This is a genomic window from Candidatus Pedobacter colombiensis (assembly GCA_029202485.1).
GTDB classification, from domain to species: domain Bacteria; phylum Bacteroidota; class Bacteroidia; order Sphingobacteriales; family Sphingobacteriaceae; genus Pedobacter; species Pedobacter colombiensis.
Genome location: CP119313.1, coordinates 5,132,483 through 5,157,512, shown reverse-complemented (window position 1 = coordinate 5,157,512; position 25,030 = coordinate 5,132,483). Strand labels below are relative to the sequence as shown.

The 25,030-nt window shown below is 36.0% G+C and carries 21 protein-coding genes; 8 read left to right on the top strand and 13 right to left on the bottom strand.

The annotated features are described in order from the left end of the window. Nucleotides 1–14: 14 nt before the first annotated feature. From ftsH to P0Y49_21460, 3 genes are read left to right on the top strand one after another with little or no spacing between them, the layout of a single operon-like run. Nucleotides 15–2,096, top strand: coding sequence for an ATP-dependent zinc metalloprotease FtsH (gene ftsH / locus P0Y49_21470; protein WEK19349.1), 2,082 nt, complete (start codon nucleotides 15–17; stop codon nucleotides 2,094–2,096). Between the two features lie 58 nt (nucleotides 2,097–2,154). Further along, nucleotides 2,155–2,808, top strand: coding sequence for an LUD domain-containing protein (locus P0Y49_21465; protein WEK19348.1), 654 nt, complete (start codon nucleotides 2,155–2,157; stop codon nucleotides 2,806–2,808). Nucleotides 2,809–2,863: 55 nt separating this feature from the next. After that, nucleotides 2,864–3,946 carry a ketoacyl-ACP synthase III gene (locus P0Y49_21460; protein WEK19347.1) on the top strand — a complete coding sequence of 361 codons (1,083 nt, stop codon included), beginning with the start codon at nucleotides 2,864–2,866 and terminating at the stop codon, nucleotides 3,944–3,946. Between the two features lie 87 nt (nucleotides 3,947–4,033). Here the strand turns inward: P0Y49_21460 and P0Y49_21455 are convergent, their stop codons facing one another. Genes P0Y49_21455 through P0Y49_21440 form a run of 4 tightly spaced genes read right to left on the bottom strand, consistent with a single transcriptional unit; the run spans nucleotide 4,034 to nucleotide 6,579 of the window. Next, a complete protein-coding gene (locus P0Y49_21455) occupies nucleotides 4,034–4,777 on the bottom strand; it encodes a C4-type zinc ribbon domain-containing protein (GenBank protein WEK19346.1) in 744 nt (247 codons plus the stop codon). Then, the gene (locus P0Y49_21450) at nucleotides 4,777–5,874 is read right to left on the bottom strand and encodes a Nif3-like dinuclear metal center hexameric protein (GenBank protein ID WEK19345.1); all 1,098 of its coding nucleotides are present in this window, start codon (nucleotides 5,872–5,874) and stop codon (nucleotides 4,777–4,779) included. Before P0Y49_21450 ends, P0Y49_21455 begins: the two co-directional genes overlap by 1 nt. Before the next feature lie 23 nt (nucleotides 5,875–5,897). Further along, nucleotides 5,898–6,257: a TM2 domain-containing protein gene (locus P0Y49_21445; protein ID WEK19344.1), complete on the bottom strand. Its 360-nt coding sequence runs from the start codon at nucleotides 6,255–6,257 to the stop codon at nucleotides 5,898–5,900. Next, complete coding sequence (locus tag P0Y49_21440) at nucleotides 6,250–6,579, bottom strand: DUF2752 domain-containing protein (GenBank protein WEK19343.1); 330 nt, start codon at nucleotides 6,577–6,579, stop codon at nucleotides 6,250–6,252. The genes P0Y49_21445 and P0Y49_21440 overlap by 8 nt, the downstream gene beginning before the upstream one ends. A gap of 167 nt (nucleotides 6,580–6,746) precedes the next feature. Here P0Y49_21440 and mfd point away from each other — a divergent pair, with 167 nt between their 5' ends. Together mfd and P0Y49_21430 are read left to right on the top strand one after the other, a co-directional pair. Then, nucleotides 6,747–10,088 carry a transcription-repair coupling factor gene (mfd, locus tag P0Y49_21435; protein ID WEK19342.1) on the top strand — a complete coding sequence of 1,114 codons (3,342 nt, stop codon included), beginning with the start codon at nucleotides 6,747–6,749 and terminating at the stop codon, nucleotides 10,086–10,088. Nucleotides 10,089–10,097: 9 nt separating this feature from the next. Continuing rightward, the gene (locus P0Y49_21430; protein WEK19341.1) at nucleotides 10,098–10,316 is read left to right on the top strand and encodes a DUF3820 family protein; all 219 of its coding nucleotides are present in this window, start codon (nucleotides 10,098–10,100) and stop codon (nucleotides 10,314–10,316) included. On the opposite strand, the gene P0Y49_21425 is transcribed toward P0Y49_21430, so the two are convergent. Genes P0Y49_21425 through P0Y49_21400 form a run of 6 tightly spaced genes read right to left on the bottom strand, consistent with a single transcriptional unit; the run spans nucleotide 10,313 to nucleotide 19,009 of the window. Beyond that, on the bottom strand, nucleotides 10,313–11,122 hold the full coding sequence (locus P0Y49_21425) for a phosphatidate cytidylyltransferase (protein WEK19340.1): 810 nt from the start codon (nucleotides 11,120–11,122) through the stop codon (nucleotides 10,313–10,315). The two genes, P0Y49_21430 and P0Y49_21425, sit on opposite strands and share 4 nt — an antisense overlap. Then, entirely contained in the window at nucleotides 11,119–12,051 is a 933-nt protein-coding gene (locus tag P0Y49_21420; GenBank protein WEK19339.1) for a CPBP family intramembrane metalloprotease, read from the bottom strand. The genes P0Y49_21425 and P0Y49_21420 overlap by 4 nt, the downstream gene beginning before the upstream one ends. Then, nucleotides 12,038–14,407, bottom strand: a complete 2,370-nt coding sequence (locus tag P0Y49_21415; protein ID WEK19338.1) for a hypothetical protein — start codon at nucleotides 14,405–14,407, stop codon at nucleotides 12,038–12,040. Before P0Y49_21415 ends, P0Y49_21420 begins: the two co-directional genes overlap by 14 nt. 11 nt (nucleotides 14,408–14,418) lie before the next feature. Then, entirely contained in the window at nucleotides 14,419–15,531 is a 1,113-nt protein-coding gene (locus tag P0Y49_21410) for a DUF4249 domain-containing protein (protein WEK19337.1), read from the bottom strand. Between the two features lie 2 nt (nucleotides 15,532–15,533). Next, on the bottom strand, nucleotides 15,534–18,281 hold the full coding sequence (locus P0Y49_21405; GenBank protein WEK19336.1) for a carboxypeptidase-like regulatory domain-containing protein: 2,748 nt from the start codon (nucleotides 18,279–18,281) through the stop codon (nucleotides 15,534–15,536). Nucleotides 18,282–18,283: 2 nt separating this feature from the next. Beyond that, nucleotides 18,284–19,009 carry a hypothetical protein gene (locus tag P0Y49_21400; GenBank protein WEK19335.1) on the bottom strand — a complete coding sequence of 242 codons (726 nt, stop codon included), beginning with the start codon at nucleotides 19,007–19,009 and terminating at the stop codon, nucleotides 18,284–18,286. 120 nt (nucleotides 19,010–19,129) lie between these two features. On the opposite strand from P0Y49_21400, the gene dusB reads away from it, so the two are divergent. Beyond that, complete coding sequence (dusB, locus tag P0Y49_21395) at nucleotides 19,130–20,137, top strand: tRNA dihydrouridine synthase DusB (GenBank protein WEK19334.1); 1,008 nt, start codon at nucleotides 19,130–19,132, stop codon at nucleotides 20,135–20,137. Between the two features lie 34 nt (nucleotides 20,138–20,171). Further along, nucleotides 20,172–20,558, top strand: a complete 387-nt coding sequence (gene apaG, locus P0Y49_21390) for a Co2+/Mg2+ efflux protein ApaG (GenBank protein WEK19333.1) — start codon at nucleotides 20,172–20,174, stop codon at nucleotides 20,556–20,558. A 1-nt stretch (nucleotide 20,559) separates the two neighbouring features. Here apaG and P0Y49_21385 read toward each other — a convergent pair whose 3' ends face one another. Continuing rightward, nucleotides 20,560–21,252, bottom strand: a complete 693-nt coding sequence (locus tag P0Y49_21385) for a zinc metallopeptidase (protein ID WEK19332.1) — start codon at nucleotides 21,250–21,252, stop codon at nucleotides 20,560–20,562. Between the two features lie 238 nt (nucleotides 21,253–21,490). Between P0Y49_21385 and P0Y49_21380 the strand changes: the two genes are divergently transcribed. Continuing rightward, nucleotides 21,491–22,813 (top strand): DNA recombination protein RmuC, encoded by a 1,323-nt coding sequence (locus P0Y49_21380; protein WEK19331.1) that lies wholly within the window; start codon nucleotides 21,491–21,493, stop codon nucleotides 22,811–22,813. Here P0Y49_21380 and thiL read toward each other — a convergent pair. Both thiL and nadA read right to left on the bottom strand, forming a co-directional pair. After that, nucleotides 22,808–23,848: a thiamine-phosphate kinase gene (thiL, locus tag P0Y49_21375; protein ID WEK19330.1), complete on the bottom strand. Its 1,041-nt coding sequence runs from the start codon at nucleotides 23,846–23,848 to the stop codon at nucleotides 22,808–22,810. The two genes, P0Y49_21380 and thiL, sit on opposite strands and share 6 nt — an antisense overlap. 44 nt (nucleotides 23,849–23,892) lie before the next feature. Beyond that, nucleotides 23,893–24,885 carry a quinolinate synthase NadA gene (gene nadA, locus P0Y49_21370; GenBank protein WEK19329.1) on the bottom strand — a complete coding sequence of 331 codons (993 nt, stop codon included), beginning with the start codon at nucleotides 24,883–24,885 and terminating at the stop codon, nucleotides 23,893–23,895. Nucleotides 24,886–25,030: the final 145 nt, after the last annotated feature.

The following is a 25,030-nucleotide window of genomic DNA, read 5'->3' as shown; positions in this document are numbered from 1 at the left end:
CTTTTGATTTAACAATGAAAGAGAATCCGAATACGAAACCCAAGTTGATAAAGAGAATTCCGAATATTCCCAAGAAACCTCAAAAAGGTTCAAAGTTTAATATTTTTTGGGTATACGCCGCTATTATTTTAGGACTAATTTTACTACAATTCCTATTTAGTGGTGATACCGCAAAAACCATTTCTTACCGCACATTTGAAACTCAAATGTTGGAACCGGGCGATGTAGATAAATTAATTGCCTACAAGTATGAAGATTTAATTAAAGTCGAGGTATACATTAAAAAAGACAGGCTTAAAGAAGCCAAGTATAAACAATACTTAAGCAGAAATAACTTTGGCGGTAGTGAAGGTCCTCTCGTTTATTTTAACGCAGGTTCTTTTGACAAGCTAGACGCAGACCTGAAAGACTCTCAGAAAAACATCCCTCCATTACAACAAGTAGAGGCACAAAAAATAACCAAACAGAGTTCTTTTAACTCCTGGTTCTTAACCATAATCCTTCCCGTTTTATTATTTATCGGCTTCTGGATATTTATCATGCGCCGTATGGGCGGTGGTGCAGGCGGTGGCGGTGGCCAGATCTTCAATATTGGAAAATCTAAAGCCACACTATTCGATAAAGAAAGCCAGGTAAATGTTACTTTTAACGATGTAGCAGGACTTGAAGAAGCCAAACAAGAGGTAATGGAGATTGTCGATTTCCTTAAAAACCCTAAAAAATACACCAATTTAGGAGGTAAAATCCCTAAAGGAGCCCTATTGGTAGGTTCTCCGGGTACAGGTAAAACCCTATTGGCAAAAGCGGTTGCAGGCGAAGCACAAGTACCATTCTTCTCCCTTTCAGGGTCAGACTTCGTAGAGATGTTTGTTGGAGTTGGAGCCTCACGTGTTCGTGATTTGTTCAAACAGGCTAAAGATAAAGCGCCTTGTATCATCTTTATTGATGAGGTAGATGCAATCGGACGTGCTCGTGGTAAAAACAGCATGATGGGTGGTAACGATGAGCGTGAGAACACATTAAACCAATTATTGGTAGAAATGGATGGTTTCGGTACGGACTCTGGAATTATCATTCTTGCTGCAACCAACCGACCTGACGTTTTAGACTCAGCTTTATTGAGACCAGGCCGTTTTGACAGACAGATATCTATTGATAAACCAGATTTGGTTGGTCGTGAGCAAATCTTTAAAGTTCACCTTAAGCCGATCAAAACAGATGAAGTTGTAGATGCTAAAAAGCTATCTGCGCAAACTCCGGGATTTGCCGGTGCAGAAATTGCCAATGTTTGTAACGAAGCTGCACTAATCGCTGCCCGTCGTAACAAAGAGTTTGTAGACATGCAGGATTTCCAGGATGCTATCGACCGTGTGATTGGTGGTTTAGAGAAGAAAAACAAAATCATTTCTCCTGAAGAGAAGCGCATTGTTGCTTACCACGAAGCCGGACACGCTATTGCAGGCTGGTTCCTTGAGCATGCAGATCCTTTGGTAAAAGTATCCATCGTTCCACGTGGTGTTGCTGCATTGGGTTACGCACAATATCTACCTAAAGAGCAGTTCCTGTATACCACAGAGCAGCTAACCGATGGTATGTCTATGACTATGGGAGGCCGTGTTGCTGAAGACATCGTTTTTGGTAAAATCTCAACAGGCGCCCAAAACGATTTGGAGCGCATTACCAAATTGGCTTACGCCATGGTAACTATCTATGGAATGAACGAAAATATAGGTAATGTATCCTTCCACGATCCGCAAAACGAATACAACTTTAACAAGCCATATTCTGAAAAAACATCAGAAATGATTGACAATGAAGTTCGTAATTTAATTGCCGGTGTATATACAAGAACTAAAGCATTACTTACCGACAAAAGAGAAGGTTTAGAAAAATTAGCTCAAAAATTAATCGAAAAAGAGATCCTTTTCCAGGCTGATTTAGAGGAGATCTTAGGTAAACGTCCTTTTGATAACCGCACCACTTATGATGAATTTGTAAATGGAACAGGCGATCAGAAGCCAGCTGCAAAAGGTTTATTGCATGATGGCGTAGGCGATCCTGCAACACCGATCACACCGGCTAGTACGGAATCTTAATCACAATATTTATGGGGCTGCCGCTTCTTTTAAAGATGCGGCAGCAAATCCATTTTCTATGCAAGAAAACATTTCCTCAAAAGAACTCATGCTAAAAAAGATAAGAAAAGCCCTTCTGGAAAGAAGAGACAATCCTTATCCCAACTTAGAAGATACCCCCCTGTATACCGAGAATGAAGACCATAGGGAGTATCCGGAAATCTTATTTGCAGAGCAACTTACTGCTGTCTCCGGCAATTTCATTTACTGTGAAAATGGAATAGAATTTATTGAAAATATTCTCCAACTGGCAGAAAGGTTTAATTGGAGAAAAATATACTGCTGGGAACCTGAATTACAAGACTTGCTCGCTACCTACGAATTCCCCTTTTATCAGACCGATAAAGGCTTTGAAATGGCGGAGGTAGGCATAACCCTATGTGAAGCCTTAATTGCCCGTAATGGCTCTGTAATGGTCTCAAATCAAAACGCAGCTGGCCGTAGACTAAGTATCTTTCCACACCACCATATTGTAATTGCCCGTAAGGGTCAAATGGTAATGGACCTAAAAGACGCATTTAAAATGATCAAGGATAAATATGGAAGTCAAATTCCATCAATGATCAGCACCATTACCGGACCAAGCAGAACAGCCGATATTGAGAAAACTTTAGTACTCGGCGCTCATGGACCTAAAGAATTATTCGTATTTTTAGTTGACGATTTTTCTTAATCTAATATATTTATTCTAATTTTATACTGTACACCAAAACAGTATATGGTTCAAAATGGGCATTAAAACAAACTTAAACTCAGTTATTACGGGTACCGGAAGCTATATTCCACAAAATGTTATCTCAGGAAATGCCTTTTTAAATGCCTCGTTTTACGACAATGGCACTAAGCTTGACAAAGAAAACAGTGAAATAATCAGCAAATTCTCAGAAATTACAGAAATTAATGAGCGTCGCTATATTGATGACGATCAGGTAAGTAGTAATATTGCTGCAATTGCAGCACAAAGAGCAATTGACGACGCCAATATCGATAAAGAAAGTCTTGACCACATTATATTTTGCCACAATTTCGGCGATGTAAAAATTGGCAGCAACCGTATGGATATTCTTCCATCTCTCGCCGCTAAAATTAAGCAAGCACTGCAAATAGAAAACCCGGATTGTGTTGCCTATGATATTATTTTTGGTTGTCCAGGCTGGGTACAAGGGGCCATTCAAGCCAATTACCTCATCCAAAGCGGCGATGCCAAACGTGTAATGGTGATCGGTGCAGAAACACTTTCCAGAATTATCGATGCACACGACCGCGATAGTATGATCTTTGCAGATGGTGCTGCTGCAGTAATTTTCGAAGCTCAGGATAGTGATGAACCACTGGGCATTATTGCCCATAAAACACAAACACATGCCATTAGCCACGGTTCCTTATTGGTGATGGGGAAAAGTAACAACCCGGACGAAAAAAGCGGCAATGCCTATCTAAAAATGAATGGACGAAAGCTTTATGAGTTCGCTGTAACAAATGTCCCTCAGGTTGTAAAAATGGCTATAGATAAAGCCGGCATTAGCATAAAGGACATTAAAACCGTTTTTATTCATCAGGCTAATGGAAAAATGGACGCAGCTATCATGAAACGACTATTTAAGCTTTATGATCTGGATACTGTTCCTAAAAATTTAGTGCCAATGACGATTTCCTGGCTTGGAAACAGCTCGGTAGCCACAATCCCTACGCTACTCGATCTGGTAAGAAAAGGCTTGGTTGAGGGCTATAAAGTGAATAAAGGAGAGTACGCTTTATTTACTTCGGTAGGTGCTGGTATGCACATCAATGCCTTTGTTTACCGGTTCTAGTCTATTCTTTACGTATAACCGTAAATTTAAAATACAAAAAAGGGTCAGAAAATATTTCTGACCCTTTTCTATTCCTTATAGCTGGTTTTAAACCGGCGCCACTTCCTGAGTAAGTGCTTCATCCACTAAAATCCTTCCGCAATGCTCGCAAACGATGATTTTTTTACGTTGACGAATATCCAACTGACGTTGAGGAGGAATCTGGTTGAAGCATCCTGAGCATGAATCACGGTCGATCGTTACTACAGCTAAACCATTATTAGCATTTTTTCTCAATCTGTTATAAGCTACTAAAAGGCGCTCATCGATTAAAGTTTCTGCTTTCTCTGCTTTTTTAAGTAAGCCTTGCTCATCTTTCTCCGTTTCAGCAGTAATAGTTTCCAGCTCTCCTTTCTTAAGCTCAAGATCTTTTCTTCTTGACTCTAAATCAGCAAGGGCTTTATCATAAATCTCAGTTTTTTGAGTAATATCGAATCCGAATTCTCTGATCTTCTTCTCACAAACCTGAATTTCAAGCGTCTGTATTTCAACCTCTTTAGTTAAGGCATCGTACTCACGGTTGTTTTTAACATCTTTTAATTGAGTCTCATATTTTTTGATCAGGTTTTGAGCATCCTTGATCATATTTTTACGTGTTACAATGGCATCTTCAGTATCATCCAATTCGCCTTTGAATTTTTGTATACGTGTTTCCAGGCCTGCAACATCATCTTCTAAATCGGCAACTTCCATTGGCAATTCACCACGAATCTGACGTATTTTATCAATCTGAGTATGCAGGGTTTGTAATTCGTATAAAGCTTTTAGCTTTTGCTCTACAGTTTGTTCCATTAAATGAAATAATTTATGGGGTTTGTGTTATGCTCCGTTAAACGGATTGCAAAGTTAGGAAATTTTTCTTGAATAATATCTATCAACAAATCAGATGTAAATTGTTCACTTTCAAAGTGTCCGATATCTGCGATCACTATTTTTTCATCTGCATCAAAAAACTCATGGTATTTAAAATCTGCCGTAACAAAAGCATCTGCACCTGCGGCGATAGCTTCTTTCAGCAAAAAGCTTCCAGATCCGCCACAAACGGCTACTTTTCTAATCTTTTTAGGCAACAAACGAGTATGTCGAATCACAGTTGCATCCATATTATGCTTTACCAGTCTTAAAAACTCCGAGCCCTCAAGCGCTTCTTCCAGCCAACCAATCATCCCCGCTCCGACTGTTTGCAGTTTATTATCCAACGGATAAATGTCGTATGCAACCTCTTCGTATGGATGATGCTCTAACAAGGCCAACAATACTTTCCGCTCATCCTGAACCTTAAAAATAGTCTCCAGTCTCACCTCTCGCTCCTGATGCAATACACCTGGTTCACCCACAAAAGGATTTGTATCCTCATCCCCTTTAAAGGTCCCATATCCCTCCGTATTAAAACTACATTCACTGTAATTCGAAATATCCCCTGCTCCTGCGGCAAACAGTGCTTCTCTTACAATGTCTGCCTGTGCAACCGGACAAAACGTAACCAGCTTTTTTAAAAGAGATCCCTTAGGACTAAGTATTTTTGTGTTTTTTAAGCCTAGTCTGCTGCTAATTACCCCATTTACACCATGCTGTACATGATCCAGATTCGTATGTATAGCATACAAAGCAATGTTATTTTTTATAGCTTTTAGCACTACACGCTCCACATAAGTTTTGCCGGTAATCTTTTTCAGCCCTTTAAAAACAATAGGATGATGGGTGATAATCAGGTTGCAATTGTGCAAAATGGCCTCATCTATGACACTCTCTATACAGTCTAAAGCAACCAGAGCCCCCTTTATCTCCTCATTCGGATCTCCAACTATCAAGCCCGAATTATCGTAATCCTCCTGGTAATTTAAAGGCGCAAATGCCTCCAAATGCTTTATTAAACCCGACAACCTCATATTCCGTAAATATACGATAGATTTTAATTATTAAATCCCATTTTTACCATTTGCAGGCTTTCGAAAACCATACGCTGGTTATACTCGGAGGCCAGACTTTTATGGTTAATCAAGTCAATGATCGTACCAATAAAGCACAAACCAACCGTAAAAAAGTACAATACACCCATTCCGATCTGGTTTACTAAAAAGCGTGGTAATCCCGGTACAAAAAAACCAAGTATACAATACAAAATCATATCATCAGGATTTCTTCTTTTGCTACTGTAAATCATTAAAAACCCTCTCAACTGTTGTTCACTAAATCCGGTAGTTGCACTTTGCAAATACGTATATTCCTGCGGTGTAATGCCTGGCAGCGACATAAATGGTGAATCAAACATATCCTTCCTCCTTATTCTTTAAGTTCAATATTCTACTACTTTTCAAATTCAATTTAATTAAAGTCACTATTCTACTGCATAAAATCAGTAGAGCGGGCAATCCAAACCAGTGTTGTTTAAAGCTTTCCCCAAAATTGCCCTGCAATAAATGAGCAATAGAACGTCCTATCCCACATCCAGGACACCATGTTAGACCCATATTCGCTAATGGGCAAAGTGTAAAATGGGCTCCGCTATGATCATGCACATCAGCTGTACCCAATAAAAGCAAAGCTGTTATCCAAAAGATCAATTCAAAAGGCAAACCTTTTATTATTTTCATCTTACAAAACTTATCAAGTTGTTAAAGGTATACACTTCTACTTAAAACAAGCTCCAAAACACCGGGATGTGCATAAATTATCATGAACATTAGCCCTTTTTAACTTTAGATCACTCGGTTGAAACTTTGTTACATTTAAAGCCCACCATAAACCTTACCTTTGCAAGGTGAACATTCGCGACCTGATCAACAGATACAAAACAGATGAGCGCATTGTAGAATTGGCAAAAGCCCTTAACGCGGGCAAAAGCACCAAACTTCAGCTTAAAGGCTTAGTGGGTTCTGCCGATGCAACAATTGCAGTGGCTACTTATTTTCTTTTACATAAGCCGCAGTTATTTATACTCCCAGACCGGGAAGAAGCTTCTTATTTCCTCGCCGATCTGGAAAGCATACTCGATATAGAGGTGTTGCTTTTCCCCTCTTCCTTCCGTAAAGCATTCGATTTTACACAGGTAGATACAGCCAACGTACTGGCAAGGGCAGAAGTTTTAAATGAACTAAACCACCATTCGGAATATGGAAAGATTGTGGTTTCCTACCCCGAAGCTATTGCTGAAAAGGTAATAGACCGCAATGTGCTTGAAAAAAATACACTGGAGATCAGCTTAAATGCCAAATTGGGTATAGATTTCATCAACGAGTTTTTATTCGATCATGATTTTAACAGGACTGATTTTGTATACGAACCGGGACAGTTTTCTATCCGTGGAGGTATTGTAGACATTTTCTCCTTCTCCCATGACCTCCCTTACCGCATAGAATTTTTTGGCGATATTGTAGAGAGCATACGTACTTTTGAAATAGAGAGTCAGCTTTCTGTTGAAGATGTAAAAACATTGACCATTATCCCAAATGTTCAATCTAAATACCTCACAGAAAACAACATCAGTATACTGGATTATATAGAAAAAGATACCCAGCTATGGTTTAAAGATGTAGAATTCACCTTAGATATTGTTAAAAGCGGGCATAAAAAAGCTGTTGAGCTTTGGAAGGCCCTTCCTGCAAAAGAAAAACAGGAAAACCAGGATTGGATAGATCCTAAATTTGCTTTTACGGACGAGAAAATGATGGGGGATATGTTCCAGGATTTCGCATTAGTTGAGTTTGGAAAGCAGTTTTTCTATAAAACAGAACATATTTTTCAATTCGAAACCAAGCCTCAGCCTTCCTTCAACAAGGATTTTAACCTACTGATACATAACCTTAAAGAGAACGAAAAACAAGGCATACATAACTTTATATTTAGCTCTTCGACAAAACAAACAGAGCGTTTATATGCCATATTAGACGATATTGATAAAACGGCCAAGTTTACACCGGTAAACATTCCGCTAAGAGAAGGTTTTATAGATGGCCAGCAAAAACTTGCTTTTTATACTGACCACCAGATATTCGACCGATTTTACAAATACAAGCTTAAAAGGGGCTATCAGCGCAGTCAGGCCATTACACTAAAAGAGTTGAGAGATCTTAAACCCGGAGATTTTGTAACTCATATAGACCATGGTATTGGTAAATATGCCGGTTTAGAAAAAGTAGAAGTAAATGGTAAAACTCAGGAGATGATCAGACTGGTTTATGCCGACAACGATCTCTTGTATGTAAATATCAACTCCTTAAACCGCATTGCTAAATATAGCGGCAAAGATGGCACAGCGCCAAAAATGAATAAACTAGGCACAGAAGCCTGGGACAAGCTTAAAAAGACAACTAAAAAAAAAGTTAAAGACATTGCCCGCGATCTGATTAAGCTGTATGCCTTAAGAAAATCGCAGGTAGGAACCGCCTTTAGTCCGGATGGATACCTGGAAACCGAATTAGAAGCTTCATTTATTTATGAAGATACCCCGGATCAGGAAAAAGCAACCAGTGACGTAAAAAAGGATATGGAAGCTCCACATCCTATGGATAGGCTGGTATGTGGTGATGTTGGCTTTGGCAAAACAGAAATTGCCATACGAGCAGCCTTTAAAGCTGTTGCAAATGGTAAACAGGCCGCTGTACTGGTGCCAACCACCATTTTGGCCCTACAACATTTTAAAACCTTTTCAGGTCGTTTAAAAGATTTTCCTTGTACTGTCGATTACATCAACCGTTTTAAAACCAATAAACAGATTAAAGAAACCCTGGCCAAAGTAGCCGAAGGGAAGGTTGATATCATAATCGGCACACACCGTTTATTGAGCAAAGACGTAAAGTTCAAAGATCTGGGTATCATGATAATTGATGAGGAGCAGAAGTTTGGCGTAACATCCAAAGAAAAATTAAGGGCTTTACGTGTAAATGTAGATACGCTAACCCTTACTGCAACGCCAATACCACGTACTTTACATTTCTCTTTGATGGGTGCACGCGATTTGTCCATTATGAGTACACCTCCACCAAACAGACAGGCTGTAAATACCGAACTTCACGTCTTTAATGATAAATTGATCCAGGAAGCTGTTCAATTTGAGTTAGACAGGGGTGGGCAGGTATTCTTTATCCATAACCGCGTTAATGATTTACCACAACTGGGTGGACTGATCAAAACCTTAGTGCCAAAAGCGCGCATAGGTATCGCTCACGGTCAGTTAGATGGCGATCAGCTGGAAGATGTAATGCTTGATTTCATCAATGGAGAAAAGGATGTATTAGTGGCCACAACCATTATTGAGGCTGGTTTGGACATTCCAAATGCCAATACCATTATCATCAACCATGCACACATGTTTGGCTTAAGCGATTTGCACCAAATGCGGGGCAGGGTAGGACGCTCCAACAAAAAAGCCTTCTGCTATTTGTTAAGTCCACCATTGTCAACCCTTACTTCCGAAGCACGTAAACGTCTTAGCGCTATTGAAGAGTTTTCAGACCTTGGGAGCGGTTTTAATATTGCGATGAGGGATTTGGATATCCGGGGCAGTGGAAACCTCTTAGGTGCAGAGCAAAGTGGCTTTATTGCCGAAATAGGTTTCGAAATGTATCACAAGATTTTGGATGAAGCCATTCAGGAGCTAAAAACAGATGAGTTTAAAGATCTATTTAAAGATGAACCTTTACGCCCATTTGTTAATTTTACCCAGGTGGATACCGATCTGGAACTCTATATCCCTGATGATTATGTAACCAATATCACCGAAAGATATAACCTGTATACAGAGCTTTCTAAAATTGAAGATGAAACGCAATTAAAAGCTTTTGAGCTTTCCTTAAAAGACCGTTTTGGACCTGTTCCAAAGCCCGTAAAAACCATGTTAAATGTGTTGAGGCTACAATGGGTAGCCAAAAAATTAGCATTCGAAAAACTGAGCTTTAAAAAAGGAATTTTGCGTGGTTATTTCATTACCGATAAACAATCGACATTTTTTGATTCAATAATGTTCAATAAAATACTGCATTTTGCACAAATCCATCCCCGTTTATGCAACCTTAAAGAGGTTAAAGATTCATTGCGTATTGCCTTTGACAATCTGAATACCGTTGATGAGGCTGTAGAAATGCTGGAAATGGTAGTCAATTAAACAATTAAAATGAATCCACAGCTATTACAAGACCTGGTTACCATGCAAATGCCTTTTGGAAAGTACAAAGGCCGTATCATCTGCGATTTGCCCGAATCTTACCTGGTCTGGTTTCATCAGGAGGGATTTCCACCGGGCAAACTGGGCGAAATGATCGCCACTCTTTATGAAATTAAATTAAACGGACTAGAATACTTATTAGAGCCTTTAAAGAAAAAAAGGTACTAATTAAGAATTAGGTACAGATAAGTATAAACTATCGGTGCGGCAATTAAAAGCCCGTCAAAGCGATCTAAAAAGCCTCCATGGCCCGGTAATATATTGCCTGAATCTTTTACATTAAGGCTGCGTTTAAGCATTGACTCTACCAGGTCTCCCAACGTACCAAAGGAAACGATCAATACTGCCATTCCACCAAATACCAATGGACTGATCTCTGTAAAGAATAAAGAAATCACATAAGAAACCACCACACTGGTAAACACTCCGCCTAAAAAGCCTTCCCATGATTTTTTAGGTGAATGGCGCTCAAATAAACGGGTTTTGCCGAATTTAACACCAAAAAGATATTGACCCGTATCACTGCCCCACAACATCAGCAAAAAGGATAAGGGCAGGTGATAATTATATTCACCCTGATTTTGTATAAACCCTAAAGAATAAAAAAAGCAAAAAGGTACTGTAACGTAAATAAAGCCAACAAATGTGTACGAAATATTAGAAAAAGGCATCTTTTCCTTTTTATATAATTCACTGATAAATATACAGAAAATTAAAGGCACAATCAGCAACAAAAACTTCGCTTCGAACTGCAGGAAGTGGTAGCCAGCTGTCGATAAGAATATTAATGCAGCCACAAACAACGCCATATTTCTATGTGGTTTGATACCTGCAGTTTTAATCATATTAAAAAACTCGAATAGGGCTGCAAGACTCAAAATCAGATAAAAAAAAGTAAAAGTATAGCCCCCTAAAAAGATGGAGCCCAGCATCACTATAGTAAAGAAAAAAGCAGTTATCGCCCTCGTTTTCATTCAGTTTTATTTTTAAAATATCGGAACAGCAAAAAAGTTAGTATTGCACTGATAATATACCCATACCAGGCAATATCCATTGTTTTATCAGTTTCGGACAAAGGTATATTGTTTTTTTGCATATACCATGCAACACATACCGCATATCCATTATTTATAAAATGACCAATTATGGCATACCATAAACTACCACTCCAAAAATAAAGATAACCAAAAGCAGCTCCCAAAAACATACGCGGTAAAAATCCATAAAATTGCATGTGGATAGCACTGAATATGATAGCAGTAAACCAGATAGCAATATGTGGATTATTAGACATACGACCCAGTGCACGTTGTACCCCCCCCCTAAACATAAATTCCTCCGCTACAGCAGGCAGCAAAGCAATCATGAATATATTGATAATAAATGCATCAATATTGTCCATTTTTAAGAGTGCTTTGGTCATTTCCATCCCTTGATCTTCAGCTTCCTTCATCCATTTTTCCAGCCCTTTAAAAGCCTCCGGTAATACCATTTTTTGATTAAGTTCAGTTACCCATTCCAAAACCGGCAAAGCGCAAATCATAATCAATAAAACAATAAACAGTAGTTCAGCTTTTGGCCTTTTAAAACTATAAAATCCATTGATCTTTTGTCCCTCTGTTTTAGCAAGCAAGAAGGCTGGAACTAAAAAAAGACCAATTTGTTGCGCTGTTAATAGTATCCTTTGAGCAGGAAGATAGTAGAGATCAGTGTCCGACAACCAACTAAGGTCTTCAAAAATGCCAACCCCGTACTTAAAATATACGATAATCAAGCCTATTCCTGATACCACCACTAAACCAACAATGGCATAAAAAACAAGCATTAAGATCTGTATAAAGGGGTCATTCTCTTTCCTTATTTTTTGTATGGAGTTCATTATTTCTATCTTAATTTCTGACATCAAATTTAAAAGTTGTATAACCTGCCTCACCTTTATTGGTTATACCTTGAATGATGCCAATATAATTACCTGGCTGGTCAGAAGTATAAAATGCCCATTTTTTATTTCCGGTCCTATCGGTAATCAGTTCTGGAGCCCATTCCAGAACAGTTCTAAAATCAGGCATTTTACTTTCAATTTGTCGTTTATTATCATAAACAGGAGCGTAGAACTGCGTTTTTAATTGAAGTCCTTCATAATCCAAAATTAAGGCATTGGCTTCAATTTCGTAGCCAGCCATATCTTTAGTATTGGTTGTTATGTTTATTATTCCCTCTTCCATCCTATTATTCATAAAATATCTGCGATTTACAATCTCCATCGCCTTCACTTGAGCTGGATTTATGTCCATTAATTTTTTTACACTAAACACAGGTACACCATTTAAAATAATCATTGGATTTATACTTAATAAGCCATTTGCAGTCCCTATTCTTAATTGTATATCCCCATCCTTTCTTACCATATATGCTTGGGAAATAAATTCTCTAAAAACCTCTCTCATTGTAGGAAATCGTACATAATCATCCATTAAGTAGCGTTTTGTATAATTAATATAAAAAGACGTAGTATCTGAATCATGATTAAACGTTTGCCTTAACTTATTCCCATAATAAGCGTTTTGCACTTGGGCATTTAGATTCCAGGAATTTAAATCATTTACGTTTAGCTTTTTGATGTTTAGTGGCGGTGTGTTTTTTATTTTATACGATTCAGAAAAGGGGTTGGATAAGCTTATTACAGAGGAGGTATCAATTGAAGCATCTGACTGCAATACTACTTCGTTAGTCCCATAATAATCTCTTACATTAATCACAAAAGACCCATCATACTTTGTATTAGCATTGAATAATTTTGGTTGAATTCCGGGTATAGAAAAGAAAACATTTCTATTATTAACTGGACCACCATTTTTATCAGTTAATCGCCCAGCAACTAAATGGCCTTCATGCTCTGGAATAAATTTTAATATGGGCTTACCTGCTTTTAATGCATCATCCCATAAATATTTTCTCCATCCGCTTGTTAGCATTAAATTATCTGCGGCAGAAATCAATTCGGCACCAGGTTTCCCAAAATAATAATCCGGTGATTCAATTTCATCTTTTAATTCTGATTTTAGCCAGAAATAGCTAAGGATATGCATTGATCCATCTAATTGAATTTCATCTGTTTTATAAACAGAAAGTGACGAATTAGCTGTTTGAGGGCCATTTTTGTCTTTAGATTGGATATCTAAAGAAACCTTACTTCTCACACCATAGCTGACGCTATCACTCTGCACATCGATATGCAAAACATCAGTTACAGGTTTAAAATATAAACGTCCACATACGGGCTGTCCAGATGAATTAAATAATGTAAAATTCGAAATACCTTGTGAAAGAAGTGCTTTATCTATGGAAAATAAAGCATGTCCTTTGTTTGTTTTAAGATGTTTAGCATGACGGATTAACTGTTTATCGTGAACGATTAAATAAATTTCTTCATCTTCTAAATTTTTCGATTCAATGTTAATTCCAATTTTTTCGGCAACTGTATCGATTATCTGCATACTGTACCCCCTGGTATTAATTGAGGGCAATACACTCATTATTTTTTTCCCACCCAAGGAAACAACACATTCATAATGTGAACTTCCATCAGGTATCATATTAAACGTACCAATACCAAATTTAAATGCGCTAAACTTTGCAATTGTGTCGGTTTTATTCTTTAAAATAACGGCTTTAAAATCGAGCCCTTTTCCATCATTTCCTACAACTTTACAAGCTACTTTACTATTTATTCCTTCTATAAAGCTTCCTCCTTCAGGAAAAAATTGAATAATTGGTCTATTTTGTACTTCTTGATTAACAGATTTATCACTTTGTGTATTTATGATTATAATCTGTTTTTCAAAATAATACTTTTCGTCAAAGTTTTTCATCCAATTGGTGTAGCCCACAAGTTTATAGTTACCAGTTGAAATCCCGGGTGGGATATAAAAGGAGCCTATACCAAATCCATTACTTAAGCTTATTTTTGCACGCTGAACAGGCTTATTGTTACTATCATAAATTTCAGTATACACCACTTTACTTAAGTCTAGTGGCCTATTCGAAATTCCATCAACACAATATATTTTGAACCAAATATTTTCTGTTGTCATATAGGCTTCTTTATCTGTATGGATAAAGATCTTCTCCTTAATATGAGATTGCTGATAATTAGTAAAAGAGCTATCTAGCTTTTCAATTACCCGATCTTGAGCATTTGAATTGCCAGCCCATATTATTAAATATAAAAATAAGCCAATAAAAATGTTTCTATTCATATTCATGCTATTTATGGCCAGAAGCTCGGCTTTGTCTTTGTTCCCCGTGTTGTACAATCAACACACTTAATGTCCGAAGCATAAGAAATCCCTGTAAAACCATCTTTATACACTAGAACATAATTTGTAGGATACAAAAATTGGGGTAAAACTGATTCAGGAAGACTATCTAATTGACAACTATAAATATCATCCTTTTTCCAGGTTTCAGGGAGTTCACTTTTATCAAGAAAAATTCTTTTTCTCGTTATGTTTCCTGCACCAACATAACCCAATACTTTTTCTTCAGAATTAGTTAAACAATGTATATTTCCAGAAACAAAAGATGGTTGAGGATCAAATATAGAACCTATATTTTCCGTGTTCTTTTTTAATGTTTCCCAATATTTATATTCCTGCTCAGACATTGCATATTGTTTTAATAAAATACTATATTTTAAAGATATACGTTCATCGCCAGAAGGAATAAATGTTACCGGAAAGTGAGATAAAATGTCATTACTAAGCTGTGCGGTAGACGCTATAAGGATGTTTGAAGAATAATCACTACCATAGCAATAATAGATATCCTCATTTGCCGATCTGGGAAGTATCATTCCATTTTTCAAAATCAATTGTGATATATATTTGGTGTGAAATCTCCAGGTTTGCTCATATTCAAATCTGTAATACCTTGAATTGTTTGTATCATCATGACTATCAACACTGATTTGAACCCCATTTAGCTTGATTTCCGCATTGATTTTATCTATTTGAGGGCTAACCTTTGGCTGAACAAATTCTGATTGATATAAGCCACCTTTTACGGTTTTAATATTCAATCTATATTTTTTGTTAGGATCAACAAAAAAATAAGTTGTATAATTACCTTGTCCCATTTCACTAAGATTATAAAATTGCTTGTCTTCGCTTTCAATATTTAAAATTGCTCCAAGTTCAGGTTTTGATTGAATAGCTTTCAGATTGGTAGTTCTACTTAATTTAATATCAGTATACTCTCCAGAAAAATTAATGAATCCTTCTACAACAAGATAATTTACATTACCATCTACAACACCTGGATTATATGTTTTTTTACACCCATAAATCATCAAAACAATACAAAGTAAAATATATTTCTTCATGTCTAAAATTTGATGTTATAATTGATAAAAGGAATAGCTGTTGCAAATATTGATAACTTATACCCGTTAATAGAACCCCGCTCTGAAGCAAAATATGTAGAATAAGCATTTTGTCTGCCTGTAAGATTGTACACACCTATGGTCCAGAAACTATGCGTTAACTGCTTAATTTTATGATTTCCTTCAATGTTAAATGAAATATCTGATCTAAAATAATCTGGTATTCTATATTCATTTCTATCAGAATACAATACCCTGATATTACCTGCATATACATATTTTGCTATAGGTAATGTAATTGGTCTGCCAGTACTATATGCTAAATTAATTGAAATACTATATCTATGTGTAAATCTATAATTACCTGTAAAATTAAAATCATGAGGTTTATCTGCATTCCCAGGATAGTAGGCTCCATTGTTAATGAGTTCCCCCTGGCTGGCATCAGTCATCCTGAGCAGTGTCCTAGAGTAGGTGTAGCTAATCCAACCATTTAAACTTCCAGCAGTTTTTTTTATCATAAATTCCGCCCCGTATGCCTTTCCCTCCGTTCTTATCACATCGGTTTCAATGTGATCATTTAACACTAAAGTAGCCCCACTTTTATAATCAAGAAAATCCTTCATTCTTTTGTAGTACCCTTCCGCAGAGAATTCAATCGTATGAGATTTATTACTTTTATAAATACCAAATGATAGCTGATTTCCTTTTTGTGGTTTTATATTAGGATCGCTTAGCTTCCAAATGTCCGTTGGTGATATAGAAGCAGAGTTTGAAAGTAAATGAATGTACTGATTTAATGTATTATAACCTCCTTTAAAAGATAGATTATCAGTAATACTATATCTAAATGATGCTCTTATTTCAGGAGACTGATATGTTTTAATAACATCTCCGGCCCCATAGGATTTCGTATCTGTTATAGTGTTAATTTCTACAGGGAGTCCTGGAGCATAACTATTTATAGTTTTGGCACCCAGATAATTATAAATACTATACCTAAGACCAACATTAATAGATAACTTACTACTTACATCAAATCTATCCCCAATATATACTGCTGTTTCAAGAGCCTTTTCATTTTCTATTAGAATACCCTTAACTAACGACTCAGCACCAACAGGTGTATAATTACCTGGCGACAGGTTATAATGAGCTGTATTTATACCAAAATCTAAGATATGCTTATGATCTAAAATATAACTAAAGTCAGCTTTCGCATTAATTTGTTTTATCCCAAAAAACAAATTATAAGCCGTTAAAGGGTTTGATTGAGATTCAACGTTGTAATTGTACCCAGAATAAGACCCCATTACATCAGAATAAAACTTATTGCTAAATATGTGTTTCCATTTTAAAGATATATTGCTATTTGCATATTTATAGCTCGTATCACTATTCAATTTAAATTTGTCAGCACTCAAATAGGTTGATAAAAGAATTGTATTTTTATCATTAACCTTATGATTGATATCAAGATTAAGGTCATAAAAAGAAGCCTTGCTATTTTTGTATTCCTTTGGTAAAAGATTCAATAACCAATTTGCATACGTAGTTCTACCACCAAAAATAAATGAAGTTTTTCCACTATCAATTGGTCCTTCAACATTAATTCTACTTGTCAGCAATCCAATACCAGCCGAACCCGTAAACTTTCCCTTATTTCCCTCTCTATTAGTTACTTCAAGGACTGATGAAAGTCGTCCTCCATATTTTTGTGGAATGCTGCTTTTATATAGCTCTATATCTTTCACAATTTCTGGGTTAAAGGCAGAGAAAAAACCAAAGAAATGGGAGGGACTGAAAACCGGTGCATCATTCAACAACACTAAATTTTGGTCGGTAGAACCTCCTCTAACATTAAATCCTGTACTGGCTTCTCCTACAGATTTAACTCCCGGTAACGTTAATACCACTCGTAATATATCTGCTTCTCCAAAAACAACAGGGACTTGCTTAATACTTTTTATATCTAATCTATTTACACCAAGTTCAACCGCTTTAACATTGCGCGCGCGCTCTGCAGAAACATTTACTTCTTTTAAAGAGAATGACTGTTCAAATAATTCAAAATTTATTTTTCCACTCGAATAAACCACAACTTGTCGGCTTGCATCTTGCATACCCGGAAATCTAATTATAAACTGTCTTTTGCCAGCTGGCAAATTAATTACAAAATATCCCTTTTCATTAGCTGTAATTGTTGCCGAACTATCTCGTATTGAGATAGTAGCTCGAGGTAAAGGTTCCCCCGTTTTACTATTTCTAACAAAACCGGACAAACTGATCATTTCAGTTGAAATAAGATTCCTTTTTTGTCCAATTTCATACAATTTATTAGATACTTTAGCATTCAAAATATCCTCTTCATCCTTTGATTCTTGCCTAATTTGACCGATATAGGCAATGTTATTAGAAAAGTAAGGGGAAATTTCTATTTTTATTTCTTTATCCTTTGTCAGGAAAATATTGCGATCAGATCGCACATATTTTATGTCTGTATTGACAAGTAGGCTTTCTAAAAACTGATTGATGCTCTTATTTCCAGAATCAGAACTAAATAAAATGTTATTAAAATCCGCAATATTGTAAAAAAACCGAACTGAATATTTACCCTCTAATTTTTTAACTAATTGTTCAATATTTAGCTCGTTAAAATTTTCATTGACGATTATTTTAATTTCCTGTGCTGAATTTTTTAAACTCAAAAATATTAATATAAAGAAAATAACAAAGAGCGTTTTTTTCATATTTATTTGTTTAAAGTTTCATAATAGATTATTGCTTTCTTCATATATAATTCCTGATTAACATTATAATCTATCTTATTTGCTTTTAAATAACCTTTAATTATACTCTTCTTTTCCTTAAATAAAGCCAAAAAATCTGATTTTGACGTGATAAAACGCCGCGTATTTTCTTTTTCAATTAGATAGAATAGGCGCTCGTGAAATTCCTTCTCAATTGAAAAAGTACTAGATAAAGTCCTTATTCCTTTTGTCCTTTTTACATAAAAAATAATATTTCCATTACTTAGTAAATCATAAAAACCATTAACATTTAGCTTATCATTTCCTCCTTTTAAGAATATAAAATGATGATCAAGAAGCCAAAATTCACATACTTTATCATTTATCAAGGTAAAAGGTAAATTAGTATTTGTATCTAAAACAACGACTAAATCCTTAACCAAATCGTATTTTAATGGTATATTTTTATACTTAATTCCATTGTATATTACATCACCCTTATTCCATCCACTCTCATTATTAAAGTTTGGAGAACCTTTAATATTTGGCAAATAGGAATCATATTCTAACCCATTATTTAAGCCTCTTTGTATATCAATTTGACTAGTGTAAAAGTTTATTGCTTTAGTCAAAGCTATTGATCTAAGAATTGAATCTTGACCATTATTTTGAGCAAAACTCTCAATATACACGCTGGTAATAAATATAAATAATAAATATTTCTTCATTATTTTAATTAGCTAACGGCGTAATATAATGATTATTTGATAATGAAACTATCCAATTATATGGTAAAGAATTCATTATTTGTACCTTTGTGGCTTTAATTTTGGCTTGAAGATAGAGAAATGTCGGTAAAGATAGGAAATATTGATCTGGGAGAATTCCCTTTATTGCTTGCTCCGATGGAAGATGTAAGCGATCCACCTTTCCGTTTTGTATGTAAACAAAGCGGCGTGGATATGATGTACACTGAATTTATATCATCAGAGGGATTGATTAGGGATGCTGCAAAAAGCAGGGCTAAGCTCGATATTTTTGAATATGAAAGACCAATTGGCATCCAAATATTTGGCAGTGAAATTGATCATATGCGCGAAGCAACTGAAATTGCTACGCTTGCCGGACCTGATTTAATGGACATAAATTACGGTTGTCCGGTTAAACAAGTGGCCTGTAAAGGTGCCGGTTCTGCATTATTACAAGATATTGACAAAATGGTAAAAATGACAGAAGCTGTCGTTAAAGCTACCCATTTACCGGTAACTGTTAAAACCAGGTTGGGATGGGATGATACCACTAAAAATGTTGAGGAAGTTGCTGAACGTTTACAGGATATTGGAATACAAGCATTAACCATTCATGGTCGTACCAGAGCACAACTCTACAAAGGATCGGCAGACTGGACATTGATACGGGAAATTAAACGTAATCCAAGAATTAAGATTCCTATTTTTGGCAATGGAGATGTAGATAGTATACAAAAAGCGGCAGATTGGCGTTTGGAATATGAGGTTGATGGTATTATGATAGGTAGAGCCGCAATTGGATATCCATGGATATTCAGAGAAATCAGACATTTTTTCAATACCGGTGAAATTTTGCCAGGGCCAACCATTGAAGAACGTGTTTCGGTATGTAGAACACATTTTGAAAAATCAATTGCCTGGAAAGGACCAAGGGTTGGTATTTTCGAAATGAGAAGACATTATGCCAACTATTTTAAAGGAATACCAGACTTTAAAACTTATAGAATGCAACTGGTTAAAGAAGAAAATATTGATACTATTCATAGTATTTTAGACGAAATAGCAGATAAATATCATCATGTTTTCACAAATAGTGAAATGGCCTGATTTTTGAAAACTATTTATTAAATGATAAGTTAAAATGGTTACTGCTATTACATTAGGTGTTAAAATTTCAGTTGAAACAACCTATCAGGAAGAACATTCTAATCCCGGTAATGGACATTTTATGTTCGCTTACCGAATTATTATTGAGAATTTAACGGATTATGCCATTCAGCTAAAAAGAAGACAATGGTTTATTTTTGATTCCAATGGCTCACAAAGAGAAGTTGAAGGCGAAGGAGTAGTAGGAGAGCAGCCTGTTATTGAAGCAGGCCAAAGACACTCCTACATATCTGCTTGTAACTTAAATACTGATATGGGTAGCATGAGTGGAAATTATTTAATGCGCCGCATATTTGACGAAAAGGATTTTATTGTGGATATTCCCGAATTTGAACTGATTGTTCCTTACCGCTTAAACTAGCTTATTTACTTCTTCCAAATAGAACTGAGGCATAGTAAAACAGGTTTGCCAAAGCACCTAAAGCAGCAACAACGTAAGTCATAGCAGCCCACCAGAGCGCATCCTTAGCCTGACGATGTTCTTCAGTAGTATACAATACTTCTTTATTGTTTTTTAACCATAATAACGCCCTTTTACTGGCATCAAACTCCACCGGTAAGGTAACAATGCTAAATAGGGTAATCAAGGTAAGTCCAACAACACCTATCCCCAATACAACCGGATTAAATGTAAAAGCAATTAACAAAACACCTATAATTAATACCCATTGCAGCAGATTTGAGGTGATACTAACTACAGGAACCATATTAGATCTAAATTCCAGCCAATGATATGATCTGGCATGTTGTACAGCATGACCACATTCGTGTGCAGCTACAGCAGCAGCAGCAACGCTACGTCCATAATATACATCCGTACTTAAATTTACTGTTTTATCTTCAGGATTATAATGATCAGATAAAGCTTTATCTGTACTCATCACTTTTACATCAAATATTCCATTATCATACAGCATTTTCTCTGCCACTTCCCTTCCCGAAAACTCTGAATTCAATTGCATTTCGGCATATTTTGAAAATCTGTTTCTAAATCGCCACTGCACAAACATGCTAATCACCAGTATCGGAATGATCAAAATAATATAAGTTCCCATTTATATAATGATTGTTCCCATCAGCTGTTAAACAAAAAGTGTTCCTATTTTATTTAAATGCAGATTTTAATCATTTTTAAGCAGACAATTAGCATTGTTATAGCAATCAGACCTATATTTTTTTTAACAAAGAAAATGACTTTAAACCTTGTAAGTGTAGCTATCCTAAAAATTAGTAGTAAATAACCTTCATTTGTTAATGCCATAGATTTTAATCATTTTTGATAAAAATATTAGTATGGAAGCTTTTTTAATCCCCTTATTGATCATAATTTTAGTACTACTGGTAGTGTTGTTTTTTAAAAAGCCAGCGACCCGTGAAAATTCAGCAGCCTTACTCGAATTAAAAGAACAGGAGCATTTAAAAGCTATAAACTGGCTAAAAGAAGAGAAGCAAAAACTGGAAGATGAACTAAATGACCTGCGGGCTATTTTTATGATAGAACGTAGTAAAGTAATTAAAGCCGAAGAAAACTTATCCGCTCAGCAACAAAAGCAAATCGAACAGGAAAAATATATAGCTGAACTGCAATTACGTTTTAAACTCGAGTTTGAAAATATAGCTAATAAAGTACTGGACGAAAAAACAGAAAAATTTACGCTGCAAAATAAAACGAACCTGGATGTTATTTTGAATCCTTTAAAAGAAAATATCAAAGCATTTGAAGACAAGGTTGACAAAGTTTATAAAGCCGAATCTGATGAGCGTAATATTTTAAAAGGAGTGATCTCACAGCTGATGGATCAGAGTAAGCAAATTCAGGAAGATGCCAATAATTTAACCAAAGCCCTTAAAGGCGATAATAAGAAACAAGGAAACTGGGGAGAAGTAATACTTGAACGGGTTTTAGAACGTTCGGGTTTAATCAAGGATAGAGAGTATAGGATACAAACCAGTTTAAGCTCATTTTCAGGCTCCAGGATGCAACCAGATGTTATTATTGACCTTCCTGATGAAAAACATATAGTAATCGATTCTAAGGTCTCTTTACTGGCTTATGAGCGATTGATCACTGCCGACACCGATGAAGACAGAGAAACAGAGCTTAAACAGCATTTAACATCTATTAAAGCACACATACAAGGACTATCTGCAAAAAACTATCACGAACTGTATCAAATCAACTCCCCTGATTTTGTATTGCTTTTTATTCCTATTGAATCTTCTTTCGGAATTGCAGTGCAAAAAGATGCCGAATTGTTTAATTATGCATGGGATAGAAAAGTAGTTATCGTAAGCCCTTCTACATTATTAGCTACCTTACGTACCATTGCCAGTATATGGAAACAAGAAAGACAGAATAGAAATGTATTGGAAATAGCACGTTTAAGCGGCAGTATGTATGATAAGTTTGTTGGTTTTTTAGCAGATATGGAAGGTATTGGTCGAAACATAAAGCTAAGTCAGGATGCTTATGATAAAGCACTTAACAAGTTATCCACAGGCTCAGGAAACCTTTCAAACACCTCAGAGAAGATTAAAAAATTAGGTGCCAAAGCCACTAAGCAGATTGACACCAAATTTTTAGATCCCGTTTTATCGTCAGACGAAGAATTATGATTTAAAGGCATTCCAGCCCTGTGCTTTCAATTCGTGCACTACATTGGATTTTGAGATCATCTTACATCCTGAGTTCTTCTCCGTAATATGGCCAATGATACTGATGTCTACATCATGCTTTAATTTCTCGTAATCTGCTTGTTTTATGGTAAATAGCAATTCATAATCTTCACCGCCATTTAAAGCACAAACCATTGGATCAAGTCCCAGTTCCCTGGCAGTCTGGTAAGTCATAGGATCAATAGGTAACTTCTCCTCATACAACGTAACACCCTTATCAGATTGCTGACAAATATGTAAAACCTCAGAAGCTAAGCCATCAGAAATGTCAATCATTGAAGTAGGAATAATATCCATTTGAGCCAGTAAATCAACAATATCTCTACGACCTTCAGGCTTTAACTGACGCTCAATAATATAGTCTTTTCCTTCAAGATCAGGCTGTATATTAGGGTTTTCTAAAAATATTTGCTTCTCCCTTTCCAAAATTTGCAGGCCTACATAAGCACCCCCCAAATCTCCGGAAACACATAAAAGATCACCCTCTTGTGCCCCATTTCTATAACAAACGGTTCCTTTTTCAGCATGACCAATACTGGTTACACTAATCACTAAACCTTGTTTGCTTGAAGAAGTATCACCGCCAATCAAATCGATATTAAATTTATCACAAGCCAGCTGAATACCTTTATAAATTTCTTCAACTGCTTCTAACGGAAATTTACTCGATAAGCCAATAGAAACGGTAATCTGAGTTGCAATACCATTCATGGCGTAAATATCGCTTAGATTAACTTGTACGGCCTTATAACCTAAATGCATCAACGGTACATAGGCCAGATCGAAATGTATACCTTCCAGCAATAAATCTGTAGAAATTAAAACCTCTTTATTTTCAAAATTCAATACTGCAGCATCATCACCAATACCTTTGATACTGCTTTCGTGCTGTACCTTAAAATTAGCTGTCAGGTGCTTAATCAATCCGAATTCACCCAATTCAGCAATATCCGTACGCTCTTTATTTTCAAACATTATCTAATTATTTTACAGTTAATTAACATAGTTACTAACACATACTACAAGCCTAATTTTGCAGATATTTCCAGCATTCTTTCAATTGGTTTGCGAGCCTGTTCAATAATATCAGCAGGCACGGTAACCTCCGGCAAACCATTTTTTAAGCACAAATACAGTTTTTCAAGAGTATTTCTCTTCATATATGGGCAATCATTACAAGCACAATTGTTATTTGGAGGTGCTGGAATAAAGGTTTTACCCGGACTAGCTTTCTCCATTTGGTGAATGATTCCACTTTCTGTAGCTACAATGAATTCTAAGGCGTCGTTTTTGATAGAATAATTCAATAATCCAGTCGTAGAACCAATATAATCAGCCATTTGCAACACTGATTCTTCACATTCCGGATGCGCAATAAATTTTGCGTTAGGATGACGTTCTTTTAGTTTAGTAATTTTTTCTCTCGAGAAAATCTCATGTACCATACAGGCTCCATTCCATAAAACAAGGTCTCTACCTGTCTTTTTAGCCACCCAAGCCCCTAAATTCTTGTCCGGACCAAATATAATCTTCTGATCTTTAGGTAAACTTTCAACAATTTGAACTGCATTTGTCGATGTACAGACAATATCACTCATTGCTTTCAATTCAGCTGTACAGTTCACATAAGTAATCACCAGGTGATCTGGATATTTTTCTTTAAATTTCTTGAATAAGTGCGGTGGACAGCTATCTGCAAGCGAACAGCCGGCTTTTAAATCCGGCAGCAATACTGTTTTTTCCGGAGACAAAATTTTAGCAGTTTCTGCCATAAAATGAACTCCTGCAAAAACAATCACATCAGCTTCAGTTTTAGCAGCTTCCTGAGAAAGCCCCAAACTATCCCCAATATAATCAGCAATATCCTGTATATCAGGCTCCTGATAATAATGAGCTAATACAATTGCATTTTTCTCTTTTTTTAATTTTTCAATTTCTTCAAAGAGGTCAAGCGTTGGATCAATACTTTCCTCAATATATCCTTTTCTATTTAATTCGGTTAAGGTATCCATTTTGTCTTCTTATTTTATTCAATTTCTTAATGAATACTTTATTCCATAAGCATTCATACTCTTCTTTAAGTTTTCATCAGAAAAATTTGAAAACTGTTTTTAAGATTTTGTAAAGGTACGCAGTTTCAACACTTCAATAAATTAT

What these genes read in the sequence shown, in the direction of transcription:
- ftsH (WEK19349.1), top strand. Translation starts at nt 15, where the DNA reads ATGAAAGAGAATCCGAATACGAAACCCAAGTTGATAAAGAGAATTCCG.
- P0Y49_21465 (WEK19348.1), top strand. Translation starts at nt 2,155, where the DNA reads ATGCAAGAAAACATTTCCTCAAAAGAACTCATGCTAAAAAAGATAAGA.
- P0Y49_21460 (WEK19347.1), top strand. Translation starts at nt 2,864, where the DNA reads ATGGGCATTAAAACAAACTTAAACTCAGTTATTACGGGTACCGGAAGC.
- P0Y49_21455 (WEK19346.1), bottom strand. Translation starts at nt 4,777, where the DNA reads ATGGAACAAACTGTAGAGCAAAAGCTAAAAGCTTTATACGAATTACAA.
- P0Y49_21450 (WEK19345.1), bottom strand. Translation starts at nt 5,874, where the DNA reads ATGAGGTTGTCGGGTTTAATAAAGCATTTGGAGGCATTTGCGCCTTTA.
- P0Y49_21445 (WEK19344.1), bottom strand. Translation starts at nt 6,257, where the DNA reads ATGTTTGATTCACCATTTATGTCGCTGCCAGGCATTACACCGCAGGAA.
- P0Y49_21440 (WEK19343.1), bottom strand. Translation starts at nt 6,579, where the DNA reads ATGAAAATAATAAAAGGTTTGCCTTTTGAATTGATCTTTTGGATAACA.
- P0Y49_21430 (WEK19341.1), top strand. Translation starts at nt 10,098, where the DNA reads ATGAATCCACAGCTATTACAAGACCTGGTTACCATGCAAATGCCTTTT.
- P0Y49_21425 (WEK19340.1), bottom strand. Translation starts at nt 11,122, where the DNA reads ATGAAAACGAGGGCGATAACTGCTTTTTTCTTTACTATAGTGATGCTG.
- P0Y49_21420 (WEK19339.1), bottom strand. Translation starts at nt 12,051, where the DNA reads ATGTCAGAAATTAAGATAGAAATAATGAACTCCATACAAAAAATAAGG.
- P0Y49_21415 (WEK19338.1), bottom strand. Translation starts at nt 14,407, where the DNA reads ATGAATAGAAACATTTTTATTGGCTTATTTTTATATTTAATAATATGG.
- P0Y49_21410 (WEK19337.1), bottom strand. Translation starts at nt 15,531, where the DNA reads ATGAAGAAATATATTTTACTTTGTATTGTTTTGATGATTTATGGGTGT.
- P0Y49_21405 (WEK19336.1), bottom strand. Translation starts at nt 18,281, where the DNA reads ATGAAAAAAACGCTCTTTGTTATTTTCTTTATATTAATATTTTTGAGT.
- P0Y49_21400 (WEK19335.1), bottom strand. Translation starts at nt 19,009, where the DNA reads ATGAAGAAATATTTATTATTTATATTTATTACCAGCGTGTATATTGAG.
- dusB (WEK19334.1), top strand. Translation starts at nt 19,130, where the DNA reads ATGTCGGTAAAGATAGGAAATATTGATCTGGGAGAATTCCCTTTATTG.
- apaG (WEK19333.1), top strand. Translation starts at nt 20,172, where the DNA reads ATGGTTACTGCTATTACATTAGGTGTTAAAATTTCAGTTGAAACAACC.
- P0Y49_21385 (WEK19332.1), bottom strand. Translation starts at nt 21,252, where the DNA reads ATGGGAACTTATATTATTTTGATCATTCCGATACTGGTGATTAGCATG.
- P0Y49_21380 (WEK19331.1), top strand. Translation starts at nt 21,491, where the DNA reads ATGGAAGCTTTTTTAATCCCCTTATTGATCATAATTTTAGTACTACTG.
- thiL (WEK19330.1), bottom strand. Translation starts at nt 23,848, where the DNA reads ATGTTTGAAAATAAAGAGCGTACGGATATTGCTGAATTGGGTGAATTC.
- nadA (WEK19329.1), bottom strand. Translation starts at nt 24,885, where the DNA reads ATGGATACCTTAACCGAATTAAATAGAAAAGGATATATTGAGGAAAGT.